The sequence below is a fragment of the Flavobacterium sp. CAN_S2 genome, assembly GCF_015752255.1.
Taxonomy (GTDB): domain Bacteria; phylum Bacteroidota; class Bacteroidia; order Flavobacteriales; family Flavobacteriaceae; genus Flavobacterium.
This window is the reverse complement of the sequence record NZ_JADOVA010000003.1, coordinates 190754-208646: the sequence shown is the minus strand read 5'-3', so window position 1 is coordinate 208646 and position 17893 is coordinate 190754. Positions and strand designations below refer to the sequence as shown.

General features: G+C 35.5%; 17 protein-coding genes and 1 pseudogene. 12 read left to right on the top strand and 6 right to left on the bottom strand.

Annotation, left to right across the window (positions count from 1 at the left end):
• Window positions 1-49: 49 nt before the first annotated feature.
• From IWX80_RS10760 to IWX80_RS10715, 10 genes are all read left to right on the top strand, one after another.
• Window positions 50-970: a dihydrodipicolinate synthase family protein gene (locus IWX80_RS10760; protein WP_196853439.1), complete on the top strand. Its 921-nt coding sequence runs from the start codon at window positions 50-52 to the stop codon at window positions 968-970.
• A gap of 30 nt (window positions 971-1000) precedes the next feature.
• A complete protein-coding gene (locus tag IWX80_RS10755) occupies window positions 1001-2173 on the top strand; it encodes a kelch repeat-containing protein (protein ID WP_196853438.1) in 1173 nt (390 codons plus the stop codon).
• Between the two features lie 69 nt (window positions 2174-2242).
• A complete protein-coding gene (locus IWX80_RS10750; protein WP_196853437.1) occupies window positions 2243-3487 on the top strand; it encodes an MFS transporter in 1245 nt (414 codons plus the stop codon).
• Between the two features lie 146 nt (window positions 3488-3633).
• Entirely contained in the window at window positions 3634-5730 is a 2097-nt protein-coding gene (locus IWX80_RS10745; RefSeq protein ID WP_196853436.1) for a GDSL-type esterase/lipase family protein, read from the top strand.
• 115 nt (window positions 5731-5845) lie between these two features.
• Entirely contained in the window at window positions 5846-7060 is a 1215-nt protein-coding gene (locus IWX80_RS10740) for an AGE family epimerase/isomerase (RefSeq protein ID WP_196853435.1), read from the top strand.
• Window positions 7061-7080: 20 nt separating this feature from the next.
• Window positions 7081-8193: an N-acetylglucosamine-6-phosphate deacetylase gene (gene nagA / locus IWX80_RS10735; protein ID WP_196853434.1), complete on the top strand. Its 1113-nt coding sequence runs from the start codon at window positions 7081-7083 to the stop codon at window positions 8191-8193.
• Window positions 8194-8352: 159 nt separating this feature from the next.
• Window positions 8353-10281, top strand: a complete 1929-nt coding sequence (nagB, locus tag IWX80_RS10730; RefSeq protein WP_196853433.1) for a glucosamine-6-phosphate deaminase — start codon at window positions 8353-8355, stop codon at window positions 10279-10281.
• A 67-nt stretch (window positions 10282-10348) separates the two neighbouring features.
• Complete coding sequence (locus tag IWX80_RS10725) at window positions 10349-10696, top strand: hypothetical protein (RefSeq protein WP_196853432.1); 348 nt, start codon at window positions 10349-10351, stop codon at window positions 10694-10696.
• A gap of 4 nt (window positions 10697-10700) precedes the next feature.
• On the top strand, window positions 10701-11546 hold the full coding sequence (locus IWX80_RS10720) for a BadF/BadG/BcrA/BcrD ATPase family protein (RefSeq protein WP_196853431.1): 846 nt from the start codon (window positions 10701-10703) through the stop codon (window positions 11544-11546).
• 186 nt (window positions 11547-11732) lie between these two features.
• Window positions 11733-11903, top strand: a complete 171-nt coding sequence (locus tag IWX80_RS10715; RefSeq protein WP_196853430.1) for a hypothetical protein — start codon at window positions 11733-11735, stop codon at window positions 11901-11903.
• A 176-nt stretch (window positions 11904-12079) separates the two neighbouring features.
• Here the strand turns inward: IWX80_RS10715 and IWX80_RS17010 are convergent.
• A pseudogene (locus IWX80_RS17010) lies at window positions 12080-12281 on the bottom strand (IS3 family transposase); the annotation flags it as partial.
• Between the two features lie 495 nt (window positions 12282-12776).
• On the opposite strand from IWX80_RS17010, the gene IWX80_RS10705 reads away from it, so the two are divergent.
• Together IWX80_RS10705 and IWX80_RS10700 are read left to right on the top strand one after the other, a co-directional pair.
• Window positions 12777-13493 (top strand): CDP-alcohol phosphatidyltransferase family protein, encoded by a 717-nt coding sequence (locus tag IWX80_RS10705; protein ID WP_196853606.1) that lies wholly within the window; start codon window positions 12777-12779, stop codon window positions 13491-13493.
• 8 nt (window positions 13494-13501) lie between these two features.
• A complete protein-coding gene (locus tag IWX80_RS10700; protein ID WP_196853428.1) occupies window positions 13502-14365 on the top strand; it encodes a glycoside hydrolase family 25 protein in 864 nt (287 codons plus the stop codon).
• A gap of 57 nt (window positions 14366-14422) precedes the next feature.
• On the opposite strand, the gene IWX80_RS10695 is transcribed toward IWX80_RS10700, so the two are convergent.
• The 5 genes from IWX80_RS10695 to IWX80_RS10675 form a co-directional block, all read right to left on the bottom strand.
• On the bottom strand, window positions 14423-14791 hold the full coding sequence (locus IWX80_RS10695; protein WP_196853427.1) for a four helix bundle protein: 369 nt from the start codon (window positions 14789-14791) through the stop codon (window positions 14423-14425).
• A gap of 70 nt (window positions 14792-14861) precedes the next feature.
• A complete protein-coding gene (lptB, locus tag IWX80_RS10690) occupies window positions 14862-15602 on the bottom strand; it encodes an LPS export ABC transporter ATP-binding protein (protein WP_113635311.1) in 741 nt (246 codons plus the stop codon).
• A gap of 104 nt (window positions 15603-15706) precedes the next feature.
• Complete coding sequence (locus IWX80_RS10685; protein ID WP_113635309.1) at window positions 15707-16060, bottom strand: carboxymuconolactone decarboxylase family protein; 354 nt, start codon at window positions 16058-16060, stop codon at window positions 15707-15709.
• Window positions 16053-16868, bottom strand: coding sequence for a twin-arginine translocase subunit TatC (gene tatC, locus IWX80_RS10680; protein WP_113635307.1), 816 nt, complete (start codon window positions 16866-16868; stop codon window positions 16053-16055). The genes IWX80_RS10685 and tatC overlap by 8 nt, the downstream gene beginning before the upstream one ends.
• Window positions 16868-17833, bottom strand: a complete 966-nt coding sequence (locus IWX80_RS10675) for a KpsF/GutQ family sugar-phosphate isomerase (RefSeq protein WP_196853426.1) — start codon at window positions 17831-17833, stop codon at window positions 16868-16870. The genes tatC and IWX80_RS10675 overlap by 1 nt, the downstream gene beginning before the upstream one ends.
• Between the last annotated feature and the right edge of the window lie 60 nt (window positions 17834-17893).

Here is a 17893-nt window from a genome sequence, read left to right as displayed (position 1 = left end):
CCGGCCTATTTAAACAACATAAACAAAAGACAATTTAAAAAAATACCTCATGAAAATCGAACATTTACAAGGGCTTATATCAGCTCCTTTTACACCCTTTGACTCCAACGGAAAATTAGATGTTAGTCTGATTCCAGCTTACTATACTTTTCTAAAACGAAACGGAATAACTGGTGCTTTTATTAACGGATCTACCGGAGAAGGTGTTTCAATAACATTAGAAGAGAAAAAAGCAGTTGCTCAAGCTTGGGCAGATTGTTCCAATCACGATGCTGATTTTAAAGTAATGGTATTCTTAGGCGGAACTTGTCTTACGGATTGCATTGACTTGGCTAAACATGCGTATGAAATAGGTTTGTATGCTGTTTCACTAACGGCTCCATTTTATTTCAAACCTGCTAATGTAGACATGTTGGCGCAAGCCTGCATCGAAGTGGGTAAAAGTGTTCCTAACATGCCTTTTTATTATTACCACATTCCAGTATTGACAGGCGTAAACTTACCAATGTTTGATTTAGTACAGGCCTTAGACGGGAAACTTCCGAATTTTGCCGGCATAAAATATACGCACGAAGATTTCATGGATTTCCAAAGTTGTATGAGTTATGAGAATGGCAAATTCGACATGCTTTGGGGACGTGACGAGAATATGTTGTCCGCATTAGTATTAGGTGCCAAAGGTGCTGTAGGAAGTACTTTCAATTATGCAGCTCCGTTATACTATGATTTAATTGCTGCATTTAATGCAAATGATTTGGTTACAGCGCGTGCTTTACAGCAAAAATCAATCAACATGATTCGTTTATTGGGTAATTATGGTGGAATTTCAGTAGGTAAAGCCTACATGAAAGTGGTAGGATTGGATTTAGGTGCATTTAGATTGCCTGTTAAAAACATGAGCGCTGACCAATTTGAATTATTCAAAAAAGATGTCGAAAACCTCAACTTTGAAGATTTCAAATCAAAATAACTTCGTTCGTTTTATTTTAAAATAAATACTATGAATAACTATTTTTCTTCTCTAATCCTTTGCTTACTTATTATGTCGACAACAGATACCCTTTCTCAAAAAAAAGCTGTAAACCATATTGAATGGAAAAAAGCAGCACAACTACAAAATGCTGACGGGAGTATATCAATGGGCTTTGCAGGTGCAATTAATGGCATTGCTAACGATGTTTTAATTGTTTCAGGAGGTGCTAATTTCCAAGATAAAATGCCTTGGGAAGGTGGGAAAAAACACTATTCAAAAGAAATTCATGTATTGCAAAAATGCAACAATACATACAGTTGGAACAAAGAGGTACAAAGTACATTACCAGAACCAATAGCCTATTGTGGTTCTACTTCAACTGATTTAGGAGTGGTATATGTAGGTGGTGAAAATGAAAATGGACTTTCCAATAAAGCGTTTATCTTGAAGTGGAATGCATCTAAAAATGAGGTTGAAATAATATCGCTACCTAATTTTCCGGTAGCTATTACAAATATTGGCTTAACACATATTGGCAATGTAGTTTATGCCATTGGTGGTGATGAAGCGACTAAATCTTCCAATGATTTTTTAAGCCTTGATCTAAATAGCAAAAATCCGGAATGGAAAACATTACCGAAATTACCTATCGCTCTGGCAAATTCAGTTACGGTAGTTCAAAAAGACAAAAACGGAACTAATATTTATGTGATTGGTGGAAGAACCAAAACACCTTCGGGCATCAGTGATTTACACAATACTACTTTTGTTTTTAACATTAAAAAACAAATCTGGGAAAGTCGTGCAAACATATCTGATGGAAAAAACACAACCAACTTTTCTGCAGGTGCAGGTGTTGCTATAGGCAATCATTCTTTAGTAATTGTTGGTGGTGATAATGGTGAAACTTTCCATAAAATCGAAACCTATTTGTCCCAAATTGCAAAAACTGATTCTCCGGAAGAAAAAGCTAAACTAGCTGCAGAGAAGAATAAGTTGAATACAAATCATGAGGGTTTTTATAAAGGAATTTTGGTATACGACACCCGAACAGATTCATGGTCTACCATTGGTGAACTGCCCTTTTTTGCTCATGTAACTACAACAGCCACACTCTGGAATGACGACATTGTTTTATCAAATGGGGAAGTAAAACCAGGCATTCGTACTCCTGATGTTATGTTAGGAACAATAAAATAACGACACAAACAATTGGTTTTAAATTCTTTTGACGTTGAAAAAGAAGATTAAAACTAAAAAAAATAAAATATGAAAAACACAAAGCATTATCCTTGGATTGTAGTTGGTTTACTCTGGCTGGTAGCATTGTTAAACTATATGGACAGACAAATGTTGGCCACGATGCGTCCGTCAATGGAAGCCGACATCCCTGAATTAGTATCCGGTGAAAATTTTGGACGTCTAATGGCTATATTTCTTTGGATTTACGCTTTAATGAGCCCTATCTCCGGAATTATAGCGGACAAATTAAACAGAAAATGGCTTATTGTAGGCAGTTTATTTGTGTGGTCAGCAGTTACGTACGCTATGGGATATGCAACAACTTACAATCAGGTGTATTGGTTAAGAGCGCTTATGGGAGTTAGTGAAGCCCTTTATATTCCAGCTGGTTTATCGCTAATAGCCGATTATCATCAGCAAAAAACAAGGTCTCTTGCTATTGGTATTCACATGACTGGACTTTATGTGGGTTCCGCATTGGGAGGTTTTGGAGCTACCATCGCAGCTACTTATTCTTGGCATACCACTTTTCATTATTTCGGAATCATCGGTGTTGTCTATGCTTTCGTTTTGGTATTCTTATTAAAAGAGAAAAAAGCTACTGAAGTAAAACCTATTGATTTAGATTTGATAACAACAAATGAAAAAAGTTCACTTTTTAAAGGTTTAGCACTGCTCTTTACGAACATTTCTTTCTGGGTTATCTTATTCTATTTTGCCATAATAAGTTTACCGGGTTGGGCTACAAAAAACTGGTTGCCTACCCTATTTTCAGAAAACTTAGCAATCCCTATGGAGCAGGCGGGTCCTTTAGCAACTATTGCCATCTCCTTTTCATCCTTATTAGGAGTGATTTTTGGAGGGATTTTATCAGACAAATGGGTACAAAAAAATATAAAAGGCAGGGTTTATACCAGTGCGATTGGTTTGAGTTTAACGATTCCTGCATTATTGTTAATTGGTTTTGGAGATTCATTATTCAATGTCGTCGCTGCCGTACTTTGTTTCGGTATCGGTTACGGAATGTTTGATGCCAATAATATGCCAATAATATGTCAATTTGTTTCTTCAAAATACCGGGGAACGGCCTACGGTGTTCTTAATATGACTGGAGTTGGTTGTGGTGCATTAGTAACTTCATTATTAGGTAAATCTTCTGATAGCGGGACTTTAGGCTACGGCTTTGCTTTGATGGCGGGAGTTGTTTTAATTGCATTAGTAGTTCAAGTCAGTTTTCTGCGTCCAAAAGTGAATGATTTTGTCGATGCCTAAAATACACTAGTATCGTTTACTAAGTTCAAAAATTTGTTTTAAGTTGGTTTTTGGTTTTTATCTGTTAAGGCGGAGCCTTGTGTTCCGCCTTGCGGATAATTTATGCCCATTTTTAATAATTTCTGAAAAATAAAAACATAAATACAATGAAAAGGAATCTATTCTTAGTGGTCTTTTTGATTTCAATACTGTTTCATTTTGAGTCAGTTGCACAAAAAGCAATACTTAAAGTGGCCTGCATTGGGGATTCCGTTACAGCAGGTTATCTCTTATCTGATGCTATAAATGAATCCTACCCTTCGCAGCTTCAAATTCTGATGGGCGGACAATATGAGGTGAAAAATTTCGGGCAAAGCGGAGCAACACTTTTGAAGAAAGGACATAAACCGTATTACAAAACAACCGAATGTGCCGATGCCATTGCATACAGCCCTGATATTGCCATTATTCATTTGGGCTTAAACGATACTGATCCTAGAAATTGGCCTAATTACAAAGAAGAATTTGATGCTGATTACGCTTGGTTAATAGATACTCTAAAAAAACAAAATCCAACAGTAAAAATTTACATCTGTAGATTGACTCCCATATTTAATGAACATCCTCGTTTTAAATCAGGAACCAGAGATTGGTTCTGGCAAATTCAATCTCATATACCAGATATTGCAAAAGCAAATCAAGTGGGTTTAATTAACTTCCATGAAAAATTATACCATCGTCCCGATCTTTTTCCTGATGCTTTACATCCAACGAAAGAAGGTGCAACTATTCTGGCCAAAACCGTTTATGAAAACATCACTCAAGATTTTGGTGGATTAAAATTAACTGCTGTTTTCACTGACAATATGGTTTTGCAACGCAATAAACCCGTTCCGGTTTATGGAACCGCTAATGGAGGTGACACAATAGAAGTGACTTTTAAACAACAAAAAAAGAACGTCATTGCCGACGAATATGGAAAATGGAAAATTACTTTTCCCGCTATGACGCAAGGTGGACCTTACGAAATGACTATTCAATCTAAGGAAACAAAAATTGTTTTAAAGAACATTCTGGTTGGTGATGTTTGGTTTTGTTCCGGACAGTCAAATATGGCATTTCAACTTCAAAACTCAGAAAATGGTTCGGCAGAAGTAAAAAAAGCAATCGCAAATACTACTATTCGGTTATTCAATGCCAAAGCAATCCGTGATACTGATGAAACGGCTTGGGATTCTCTCACTTTGGTAAAAACCAATCAGCTCCAATTCTTTTCCGGAAGTTGGTCAGTATGTGATTCGATAAGTGCCAAAGATTTTTCGGCCATTGCTTATTACTTTGGTAAAAACATCGCCCATGAAGAAAATGTACCTGTGGGTTTAATTCAAGTTGCCGTTGGCGGATCACCAATAGAATCTTGGATAGACAGAAATACCTTGGAACATGACGGCAAAGTAGTTGATGTATTAACCAACTGGCGCAAATCGGATTTCATCATGCCTTGGGTTAGAGAACGTGCCAATGTGAATTTGAAAAATACGACAAATGCAAAACAACGTCATCCGTATGATCCATCTTATAATTTTGAAGCTGGAGTTGAAGCCTTTACAAAATTCCCGATAAAAGGTGTGATTTGGTACCAAGGTGAAAGCAATGCCCATAATGTTGAATTATATGAACATCTAATGCCAAAATTAGTAGAAAGCTGGCGCAAAGCCTGGGACACTAACCTACCCTTTTATTATGTGCAATTATCAAGTATTGAGCGACCAACGTGGCCGGCATTTAGAGATATGCAAAATAGATTGCAAAATAAGATTCCAAACAGCGGTATGGCAATTAGTATGGATTATGGAGATGTTCTAAATGTACATCCCATTAAGAAAAAAGAAGTGGCTGATCGTTTGGGACTTTTGGCCTTGCGCTACACCTACGGAAAAGATGTTATTGCAAATGGTCCTTCCGCTTTGAAAGTCATTCAAAAAGACGGCAACATTCTAGTTTCGTTTGCATTTGCAAAACAATTAACTACGGCAGACAAAAAGGAGTTAATTGGTTTTGAATTGGTAAACGATAAGGGAATTCACTTTCAAAGTAAAGCCTCAATTGTAAAAAATCAAGTACAAATTACTATCCCGAAAGGAGAAAAAATAAAAACTGTTTTATATGCTTGGAAGCCTTTTAGCACAGCTAATTTAGTGAATGAAGCTGGCTTGTCTTGTTCGACTTTTAAATTGGAAATAAATGCAATTACTAAAAATTAAAAGAGATTCCATAAAGGGTAAAGAGTTACACTTAAATGTTTTTCCTAAATGAAATCCAAATAGTCACCTACTACATAATAAAATATATTAGTTAGTATAAAATATAGTAAAGAAAATGAGTTACAAAAAAATAGATCTTCAAAACCTCCGAAACTTTTATCAGAATCAATTATTAAATGATACCGTTCCCTTTTGGTTTCCACGCTCCATTGATACCGAGTTTGGAGGTTATTTGTTAATGCGTGATGAAGACGGAAGTTTGATTGATGATGATAAAGCCGTTTGGATACAAGGGCGTGCCGCTTGGTTATTGGCTACGCTTTACAATACAGTCGAGCCAAAACAAGAGTGGCTGGAAGGTTCTAAAACTGGTATCGATTTTTTAAACAATCATTGCTTTGATTCAGATGGGCGAATGTTTTTTCACGTAACACGCGACGGACAACCGATACGCAAACGCCGTTATTATTTTTCAGAAACTTTTGCGGTCATAGCAATGTCAGCTTACTCCAAAGCAAGTGGAGATGAAGCAGCTGGCGAAAAAGCGCGTTTTTTATTTGGAAAATGTATTGAATATTCTACTAATCCTGATTTATTAGAACCAAAATTCACCACTACCCGAGCGTCAAAAGGAATTGGTACTCCTATGATTTTGATAAACACGGCGCAACAGTTACGTGACAATATTGGAGATCCGCGTTGTGATGAATGGATTAGCAAATGGATTGCAGAAATTGAAACCTATTTTGTAAAAGACGATATTAAATGCGTGATGGAGCAAGTAGCTCCAGATGGTTCTATTATTGATCATATTGACGGTCGCACCTTGAATCCTGGTCACGCTATTGAAGGTGCTTGGTTTATTTTACATGAAGCAAAATACCGTAACAATGATCCTCATTTAATTGAATTGGGCTGTAAAATGCTTGATTATATGTGGGAACGAGGATGGGATAAAGAGCATGGTGGTATTTTATATTTTCGTGACGTATATGACAAACCAGTACAGGAATACTGGCAGGATATGAAATTCTGGTGGCCTCAGAACGAAGTGATTATTGCAACACTTTTAGCCTACACCATGACTGGTAATGAAAAATATGCAACTTGGCACAAAATGGTGCATGATTATGGGTACAGTAAATTCCATGATGCAGCAAACGGAGAATGGTTTGGTTATTTACATAAAGACGGAACCATTGCCCAAACGGCAAAAGGAAATATGTTCAAAGGACCGTTTCATTTGCCAAGACAGGAATGGTATTGTTTGCAATTACTTAATGAGTATCTAAAAGATAACAAGAACGTTGTCGGTAGCGAACTAGATTAAATAAACTTAAACTATAAAAAATGAAAAAAGCTATTATTAACGGGATCGTACATACTGGCGAAGAAATAAGTAATGATGTCATTATTATAGAAAATGGAATAATTATTTCTGTCCAAAAAGAAATTCCTACTGATATTCCGTTGATTGATTTGAAGGGAAGTCATATTTCAGCAGGTTTTATTGACATACAAATAAACGGTGGAGAGCGACTTTATTTTAGTCAAAATCCAACAGAAGAAACTATTCAGGATATTTATGAAACCAGTTTAAAATATGGTACAACACATACACTTCCCTGTCTTATATCATCTTCTAGGGAAACCATTCTTCAAGGAATTGAAGCCATTCGCAATTATAAAGCTAAATACAATAACGGAGTACTAGGAATGCATCTGGAAGGGCCTTTTTTAAATCCTTTAAAACGCGGTGCGCATAGCATTAATCAGGTTCGTAAACCTACTAATTCCGAACTGGAAGAAATTATCCGTCACGGTAAAGATGTGATAAAAGTAATCACAATTGCTCCGGAATGTTTTACCGATGAACAGTTGGATATGCTGTTAGAAAGTGGCATTGTTATTTCTGCGGGACATTCGACGATGACCTACAAAGAAGCCCAATATTATTTTTCTAAAGGGATTAAACTTGTCACCCATTTATTTAATGCGATGACGCAATTTGGGCATCGGGAACCGGGTTTAGTCGGAGCTACATTTGCAAATGAAAGCGTTTATGCTCCTGTTATTTTAGATGGTGCGCATTGCGATTATGCCGCAGCAAAATTGGCATACAAATTAAAGCAGGATAAATTCTTTTTAATTAGCGATGCTGCCTTTTTAGGACGAAAAGTTTCCAGTTTTAAATGGGAAAATTTTGATGCTCATCTGGAGAATCGTTTTTACAGAAATGATGAAGGTAATCTTGCCGGTGCCAGTATTTCAATGAAAGAAGCGGTTCAAAATGCGTTCACTCATTTGAATGTTTCGGCTGATGAAGCCATTAAAATGGCCACTTGCCGAGTAGTAGCGGCTATAAAGATGGAAAATCAATTAGGCAAAATAAAACCCGGATTTCCGGCAAGTTTTGTCACTTTCAATGATGATCTGACAAGAGTAGAAACTTTACTTTATTAAAGGATTAAAGACTTTACTCTAGTTCAGTAATTAGATTAAGTATTTACGGGGTTTATTCCTTGTTATTATAATATCTGTTTTTCGTTATACGAGTAGACCATTATTAAAGTGGTTAAGAATAAAAAAATAAAGAAAAATATAAACTAAAAAAATAAAGTCATGTTAAAGAGTGATATAGATAAAGCCACAGGCTTTGAAAAACGATTTGAGAATATAGGTACGGTGGTTTATCAAAATTCAAAAACTGCATCAAAAGAAGTTGCCAAAGAAATTGCAGACCTTATAAGAGTAAAACAAACTCAAAAACAACCATGCATATTAGGATTGGCAACAGGCTCTTCTCCAAAAGGATTGTATGCAGAATTAGTGCGTTTACACAAAGAAGAAGGGTTGAGTTTTAAAAATGTAGTTACTTTCAATTTAGATGAGTACTATCCTATGGAGAAAGATTCCATAAATAGCTATGTGCGATTTATGAAAGAATTATTATTTAATCAAGTTGATATTTTACCCGAAAATATTCATATTCCTGATGGAACATTGTCAAAAGAAGAAATAGCAGATTTTTGCGCCACTTATGAAGCTAAAATTGAAGCTTTGGGAGGAATAGATCTGCAAATACTAGGAATCGGAGGGAACGGGCATATAGGATTCAATGAATCAGGATCGTTACAGAATTCTAGGACACGATTGGTGGCTTTAGATCATATTACAAGAGTAGCTGCAAGTAATGATTTTTCAGGTCTAGATAATACCCCTAGAACAGCCATTACTTTGGGGATTAAAAAAATTATGGAAGCCAAAAGGGTAATCCTTATGGCATGGGGTGAAGGCAAAGCGAATATTATAAAAGCATCTACAGAAGGACCAGTCACTAATTTAGTTCCTGCATCGTTTTTGCAAGAACATAAAAATGCCACTTTTGTTTTAGATAAAGAAGCAGCATCAAAACTAATACGGATTAATACACCTTGGTTAGTAGAAAAAATTGTTTGGACGGATAAACTTATAAGAAAAGCTGCTTTAGGTTTAGCGCTCAATTTAAAGAAACCTATTTTAATGCTTACCGATGCTGATTACATAGAAAATGGAATGAGCGATTTACTTGCAGATTCAGGACCAGCTTATGATATAAACATCAAAATATTTAACAAACTACAAAATACCATTACAGGATGGCCAGGTGGAAAGCCTCATGCAGATGATAGTAAACGACCAGAGCGCGCGGAACCTGCCAAAAAACGTGTTCTAATTTTTAGCCCACATCCAGACGATGATATTATTAGTATGGGGGGAACATTTAAGAGATTACATGAGCAAGGTCATGAGGTACATGTTGGTTATCAAACTTCGGGAAATATAGCTGTGGCCGATGATGAAGCCTTAAGATTTGCCAGCTTTGTTTGCGATTATAATGATAAGTTTAGCATTAAAAGTCCTGAGGCAGAGAACATTTATAAAAAAGCTATAACATTTCTTAAAAACAAAAAAGCGAGTGAAGTTGATATAGAAGAGGTTAGATACATCAAAGGATTGATACGAAAAGGAGAAGCAAGATCAACAAGCCATTATATCGGCATTCCAGATGATCAAATCCACTTTATGGAACTACCGTTTTATGAAACAGGCACTATTGAAAAAAATCCTATTGGAGAAGAAGATATTCAAATTACGATGGATCTTATCGAAAAAATAAAACCACATCAAATTTATGCAGCAGGAGATTTGGCTGACCCACATGGGACTCATAAGGTATGTTTAGATGCGATTTTTGAAGCTGTGAAACGTTTAAAACCCAAAAAATTCATGAATGATTGTTGGGTTTGGCTCTACAGAGGTGCTTGGCAAGAATGGGGAATTGATGAGATAGAAATGGCAGTACCTATGGGCCCCGATCAAGTATTAGAAAAACGAAAAGGGATATTTAAGCATCAATCACAAAAAGACGGAGTAGTGTTTCAAGGAGCAGATAGTAGAGAGTTTTGGCAACGTGCTGAAGATCGAAATAAAGAAACGGCTGATTTGTATGATGAATTAGGATTATCTCATTATGCTGCGATGGAAGCTTTTGTTCGGTGGGAATATTAGATGTTGTTTTAATTGGACTAGTTTGTAATTATTGCAGACTATAGGAAAGTCTTAATTTAAATTTATTATGGAAGACAAAATAGATATTATATATGAAGATCCGTACTATAAGCTGATTCAAAAAAAATCTGTTGGAACTGTTGAAATGTATCTTAAACTTATAAATTGGGTTTCAGGAGAGTTTGATGTTTATCTGCAGGATGAATCCTCAAGGTTGATTATATATTATCCAAACGGATGGCTTAGCATTAATTGCAATCTTCAGCTTAAAAATAAAATAATTGTAGAGTTTACGGTCATTAGCAAATCAAAAAAAAGTTGCCAAAGTGTGTTTATTCAACTAGCAACTATTTATAACCATATAAACAACATATATGGATTTAGTAAACAAATCATAAACGAATTACAACAGTAACATCATGACATTAACGGCAGATAGCGGATCGACAAAATGCGATTGGATTTTGGTAGATGAAGAAAAAGGAATCATTTTTAAATCAAGAACGAAAGGAATAAATCCTAAACTTTTAAATCCTAAGCAGATAATACAGATTATAGAGCAATCCACTGAAATAATTCAAATGAAAGAAACCATTACGAAGGTTAATTTTTATGGAGCGGGATGCGGTGATCAAAAATCTAAAGATGGAATCAAAGACATTCTTACAGGCGTCTTCCCAAATGCGATAATAAAAGTTGAAGAGGACTTAGTCGCAGCTGTGCACGGAACCACAGATAAACCTGGAGTTATATGTATTGTAGGTACTGGATCTAATAGCTGCTATTATGATGGAGATGTAATAGAAAGAAGGATTACTTCTTTAGGTTTCTTGATTATGGATGATGGTAGTGGTAATTATTTTGGAAAAGAATTGTTAAGGGCTTTCTTTTTTGCAAAGATGCCTTTAATATTACAAAACAAATTTGCAAAGGCATTTAATCTTAATGAGAATGTTGTTTTGGAACATTTATATGAGAAAGAAAATGTTAGCGGCTATTTAGCTCAATTTGCTGTCTTTATAATAGAAAACAGATCCCATCCATTCATAAAAGAAATAATTGATAAGGGAGTTTTCGAGATTTTTGAAAATTTAATAATTCCTTATGCTAAAGAGCTTAAAAAAGTACCATTGCATTTTGTTGGAACTATTGCCTATTTTTTACAAGAAGATATTTTACAAGAAGCGAATAAAAGAGGTTACAAGGTAAGTTCTTTTATAAGATCACCAATCGACAATCTAATCACACGGTTATATAATAGTTAAAAGAAATAAAATTATTAATATTTAATTACGAGTAAAGGTTATACTGATTTTTAATAAGATTATTTTATTTAAAGTACTTCAACAATATAAGTTTTAAGATATAATAGACTGAGAGTAAAGATGAGTTTTTGCAAATAATATTAAAATTTGTATTTTTCTTTAATGGTATCGGAAAGAATTAAACTATTGATCCACTTATTTCATGCTATAATACAATTTGTTCATTGCGAATCTGGATTAGTAGAAGCTACTTTTGACTATAATTACGTTTATGCTTCGGTTATTATAGATGGTACTGATTGTGGTTATGCTGCAGCAAAACTGGCTATCAATTCAAGAAAGACAAATTTTTCCTAATTAGTGACGCTGTATTTTTAGGTCGGAAAGTCGCAAATTTCAAATGGGCGGATTTTGACGCTCACCTTGAAAATGGCTTCTACAGAAACGAAGAAGGTAATCTTGCAGGAGCATGGATATGCAAATAAAAACTGCAAATTATGGTAAACTACATTTTTGTAATTAATTTGATTGTTAAATTCTTTAATGTTTTTGTAATTTAAAGCAGAATGTCTTCTTTTTCGGTTGTACCAAATTTCAATATATTCAAAGATTTCTAATTTCATTTGTTCTTTAGAAATCAGTTTGCTTCCATAGATCAATTCAGTTTTCAAAGATTTAAAGAAGTTTATCGGCTACAGCATTATCCCAGCAGTTTTCTTTACGACTCATACTGCGGAGTTAGTTTTAAAATTTCCTTTTCCAGGAAAACTTCCAACACCAAACTCTTCGAATTTTTTTCGCCATTTGTACAACTGTGGGGCTGTTACTCCTATCTCTGGCAAGTTCTGATACGTTTGTTCTATCATAACTCAATTGAACTGCTTTCTCTTTAAAAGCTTTCTCATAAATTTTGCGTACTTGTTTCATAGGTTAAAATTAAGATTTGATTCTTAACTTTCTGTGAAGGTTAAGTTAGCATGTCCACATCGGATTTTTATTAATTTTTCGGATAGTTATTTTATTCCTTAAATAAATTGAGAGTGTAATGTGTGCAACAGATAAGGAATGTAGTTTGAATTCGTGATGTTGTTTATGGGACAGCCCTGTCAGGGTTCAAAACCCTGACAGGGCTACGCTAAAACTATCTCTAAAAATCTCTATTGAAAAATATCCATGGCAACCATTTATTATGCTAAATTTGCCAACTTTGATTCCTTAAACTGTATTATGATGACTATTAAAAAACATATCCCGAATTTGATTACGCTCCTTAATCTTTTTTGTGGTTGTATCGCGTTGGTATTTGCTTTCAATCAAGATTTTGAAATGGCCTTTTATTTTGTTTGTCTGGGTATATTTTTGGATTTTTTTGATGGTTTTTTTGCCCGATTGTTCAACGTTTCCAGTCCGCTGGGATTGCAGTTGGATTCTTTGGCAGACATGGTTACCAGCGGTGTTGTTCCGGGTTTAGTAATGTTTCAAATGATGATTAGCCATGCTTCAACCGCAGCGGCTGGTCACTTGCAGTTTTTTCCTTATTTAGGTTTTATAATTGCTTTGGGATCTTGTTATCGCCTGGCAAATTTTAATATTGATACTCGTCAAACGGATTCTTTCATTGGTTTGCCAACACCTGCTAATGCACTCTTCATCCTAAGTCTGCCATTGGTGTTGAAATATACTGACTCATTAATTATTATCGAACTCCTGACTAATCCGTGGTTTCTTTTGGTTCTGACGGTTTTGAGTGCGTATATGCTGAATGCTGAAATTCCACTGTTTTCTCTAAAAATCAAGAAGTTTAGTTTTAAAGAAAATACACTTCAAGTTATCTTTTTGACTTGCTCACTTTTGTTACTGATTTTCTTTCGCTATTTAGGAATTCCGTTGTTGATTCTATTTTACGTTCTACTGTCGGTTCTGAATAATAAAGTACTTAAAAAGTAATCTTTTGAATGAGAAAACAGCCCGTTCGAAGAAAGCCAAGCTCAGTTCGTAGACCCAAAAAGAAAGCTACTTTTTTCTCGGGGAAGCTATTTCGCTATTCAATAGTCACTTTTTTGATTGTTGTGCTACTTGGGGTCGGTTTTCATTATCGAAATGGTTTGTCTTATTATTTGGGTTTTAAATCGGATAAAATCATTAGAGCGGACCGAGAGGCTAAACGCATTTCGGATGTTCGGAATTTTCAAGTTCTGGAAAAACATCAGGGTAAAAGTATTGGTATAGATGTTTCAGAATATCAGGGAAAAATCAGTTGGTCGTATGTGGATACTTTAGAACAAAAGTACCCATTGCACTATGTTTTTATCCGCGCTACGGTTGGAAAAGACAGAAAAGATCGAAAATTTGAACGGAACTGGCTTGGCGCCAAAGAAAATAAAATGATTCGGGGAGCCTATCACTATTACCGCCCAAACGAGAATTCATTGGAGCAAGCTGAACTTTTTATTAAAACCGTCACGCTTGAAAAAGGGGATTTACCACCTGTTTTAGATATAGAAAAATTACCTAAAAATCAGTCTGTTGCCAATCTTAAATTGGGATTAAAGAGATGGCTGCAGGCAGTTGAGTCTCATTACGGAGTCAAACCGATTATCTACACTGGCGAGCGTTATTATGATGATTTTTTAAAAGAAGAATTCAGCGATTACCTTTTTTGGATTGCGAATTATAATTTTTATCGGGAAGAAATTGGTGAAGATTGGCTGTTTTGGCAATTCACAGAAAAAGCATCTGTTCCTGGTATAAAAGGGAAGGTAGATGTGAATATTTACAATGGTGATTTACAGCAATTGCAATTTATTACGGTGGAGTAGTTTTAGTATTCAGTGATCAGTATTCAGTGATCAGATATCAGTATTCAGTTGATATTTCTAAACGCTAACTCCGAACTTTTGAGGATTTAAAATCATGTAATTTATTAGTTTACCAACTTCATTACTTTCATTTAATAACTCACTATGGGTATTTTCATTGATATAATTACATTTCATCGCAAATTCCAGCCAAACTTGAGTTTCTGAGTTTTCAGCATCGGAATCAGTTAATTTACTATGAAAATGTTTAGGATAAACTCTTTTTCTATAGGCTTCTGCAATATTAGCTGGTACACTTCTAGAAGAACGTCTGATTTGGTCTGTCAAAGAATACATTTCTTCTTTTGGGAATGATTTTGTTATTTCAAAGATTTTCATCGCTAAAGAAAATGATTTCTGATACGCTAATAAGTCTTGGAATTTCATAATTATTGTTTTTAAAAATAAACGTTGAGTACTGACCACTGTATTTAAGACTGACCACTGACCACTTTTTTTAAAACTCCAATTTCTTCTTTCTCAACTCAAAATTTTGCCCAAGATATACGCGACGTACCATTTCATCTTCTACAAGTTCTTCCGGAATACCTGCTTTCAGGATTCCTCCTTCAAACATAAGGTAGGTTTTGTCCGTAATCGCCAAGGTTTCCTGTACGTTGTGATCGGTGATAAGAATACCGATATTTTTATTTTTTAGCTGGGCTACAATTCTCTGAATATCCTCTACGGCAACTGGGTCGACACCAGCAAAAGGTTCATCTAACAAGATGAATTTTGGATCGGTGGCCAGACAACGTGCAATTTCAGTACGACGACGTTCTCCACCGGAAAGTAAGTCACCTCTGTTAGTGCGAATGTGTTCTAAGCTAAATTCGGCAATTAAGCTTTCCATTTTTGCTTCTTGCTCGGCTTTGGATAGTTTTGTTAATTGTAGGACACTAAGGATATTATCTTCAATACTTAGTTTTCTGAAAACAGAAGCTTCTTGAGCTAAATATCCAATTCCCTGCTGTGCTCTTTTGTACATCGGGTAATCCGTAATGTTCAAATCATCCAAGAATATATTGCCTGAATTTGGCTTAACCAATCCTACAATCATATAAAAGGAAGTCGTTTTTCCGGCACCATTTGGCCCTAAAAGTCCAACGATTTCGCCTTGATTCACTTCCACCGAAATGCCTTTGACAACACTGCGTCCTTTATAGGTTTTAATCAGATTTTCGGCTCTTAATTTCATTTTTTTTGGTTTAATCGTTTAACTGCAGAACTGCTTATTCGTTTAATTGCTTACTCGTGTCAAATAAACGAATAAACAATTAAACGATTGAACTTCTTAACAAATTATTTGGTTGCAGTTTCTTCCAATGCTTCCCAGAATTCATAGGCTCTACGTAAATGTGGTACTACGATTGTTCCGCCCACAAGGGTTGCAATTCCCATAGCTTCCATCATTTCTTCTTTGGTAACGCCTTCTTTATGGCTGGTTTCCAAATGGTATTTTACGCAGTCATCGCATCTTAAAACTGCCGAAGCCACTAATCCCAGTAATTCTTTAGTTTTTACGTCCAAAGCTCCTGCGGCGTATGCATTGGTGTCTAAATTAAAGATACGTTTTACAATTTTATTATTGTCTGCCAATAATTTTTCGTTCATTCTAGAACGATATTCGTTGAATTCTTCTATTATATCAGCCATTTACTTTTTTTTGATTTTTTACTACTATTTTTGAAATTAAGATACTCGCTTCATAAATTAACAACATCGGAATGGTTACAATGATTTGGCTAACCACATCTGGAGGCGTTACAATTGCGGCCACAATCAGAATGATAATTACGGCATATTTCCAGTATTTCCTTAAGAAATCTGGCGTTACTAACCCTAGTTTGGTCAGGAAATAGATGATTATTGGTAATTCGAAGAACAACCCACAAGCTATAACACTTGTTTTTACCAGTCCTATATACGAATCAATACTAAACTGGTTCTTGACAACATCACTGATGGTGAATGTCGCGAAAAAGTTGACGGACATGGGTACAATTACATAATATCCGAAAAGTACGCCCAGAAAGAAGAGTAACGAAGACGAAAAAATAAAAAGTTTCGCATGTTTTTTCTCTGAATCGTATAATGCAGGGCTTATGAATTTCCAAACTTCCCACAGTATAAAGGGAAAGCCCAGAATGAAACCTGCGGTGATACAGGTCCAAATCAAAACGTTGATTTGGCCTTCCATATTTGTATTTTGGATAATAAAAGGCATATCTGTCACACAGATGCTTTCAGCAAAACCCAATTGATTGGAAAGGTCGCAAAAGAAGCGATAGGTTATGAAATTAGCATTTGTAGGACCAAAAATAACAACATCAAAAATGTAGTCACTCACAAAAAATGTTACGGTGGCCAAGATTAATATTGCAACTGTGCTTCTAACTAATAGCCATCTTAATTCTTCAAGATGATCTAAAAACGACATCTCGTTTAAGTTCTTTTTTGTCATTATACTATTCCTTCTTTTAAAATATCGTGTAAGTGCAATACGCCTTTATATTCACTGTCGTCAACAACTACTAATTGTGTGATGGAAAAATCTTCCATTATATTCAATGCATCCACTACCATAGCGCTGGAAGTTGTCATCTTTGGATTTTTAGTCATGATATCTTTGGCGGTTAAATCGGCAAAAGTGTCTCTGTCGCTTAACATTCTGCGAATATCTCCATCGGTGATGATTCCGATTACTTTGTTATTTTCAACCACTGCGGTCACGCCAAGACGTTTTTCGGAAATTTCGAAAATCACTTTCTTGATGGAAGCATCCGGTGAAACCATAGGTTTTAGGCTGTGTTCCAACATGTCTTTCACGCGCAACAGTAATTTTTTACCCAATGCGCCCCCAGGATGGTAGACGGCAAAATCTTCGGGTTTGAAATCGCGCATTTCCATCAGGCAAACGGCAAGGGCATCACCCATTACAAGTTGTGCAGTGGTAGAGTTTGTTGGTGCCAAATTATTCGGACAAGACTCTGCATCTACCGTGGTATTCAGAACAAAATCAGAACCTTTAGCTAAAAAAGACGTCATGTTTCCGGTGATTGCAATTAAGGTGTTTCCAAAACGTTTCAATAGCGGAACCAGTACTTTTATTTCAGGGCTGTTGCCACTTTTTGAAATACAAATGATCACATCTTCGTTTTGAATCATGCCTAAATCACCGTGAATGGCTTCAGCGGCATGCAGAAAAAGTGACGGTGTTCCGGTAGAATTAAAAGAAGCTACCATTTTTTGGGCAATAATAGCACTTTTTCCAATTCCTGTCACTACTAATCGTCCTTTCGAATTATAGATTTTTTGTGTCGCTTCGATAAAGTTTTCATCCAGAAAATCAGTTAGTTTAGCTATAGATTGGCTTTCCGATAAGATAGTTTTTTTGGCACTAGCCAATATATTTTCTTTAGTGATCAAAACAGAATGATTAAAATTTGTATGTGTAAAAGAAATTTGTACCTTTAGGTGTTGCAAATT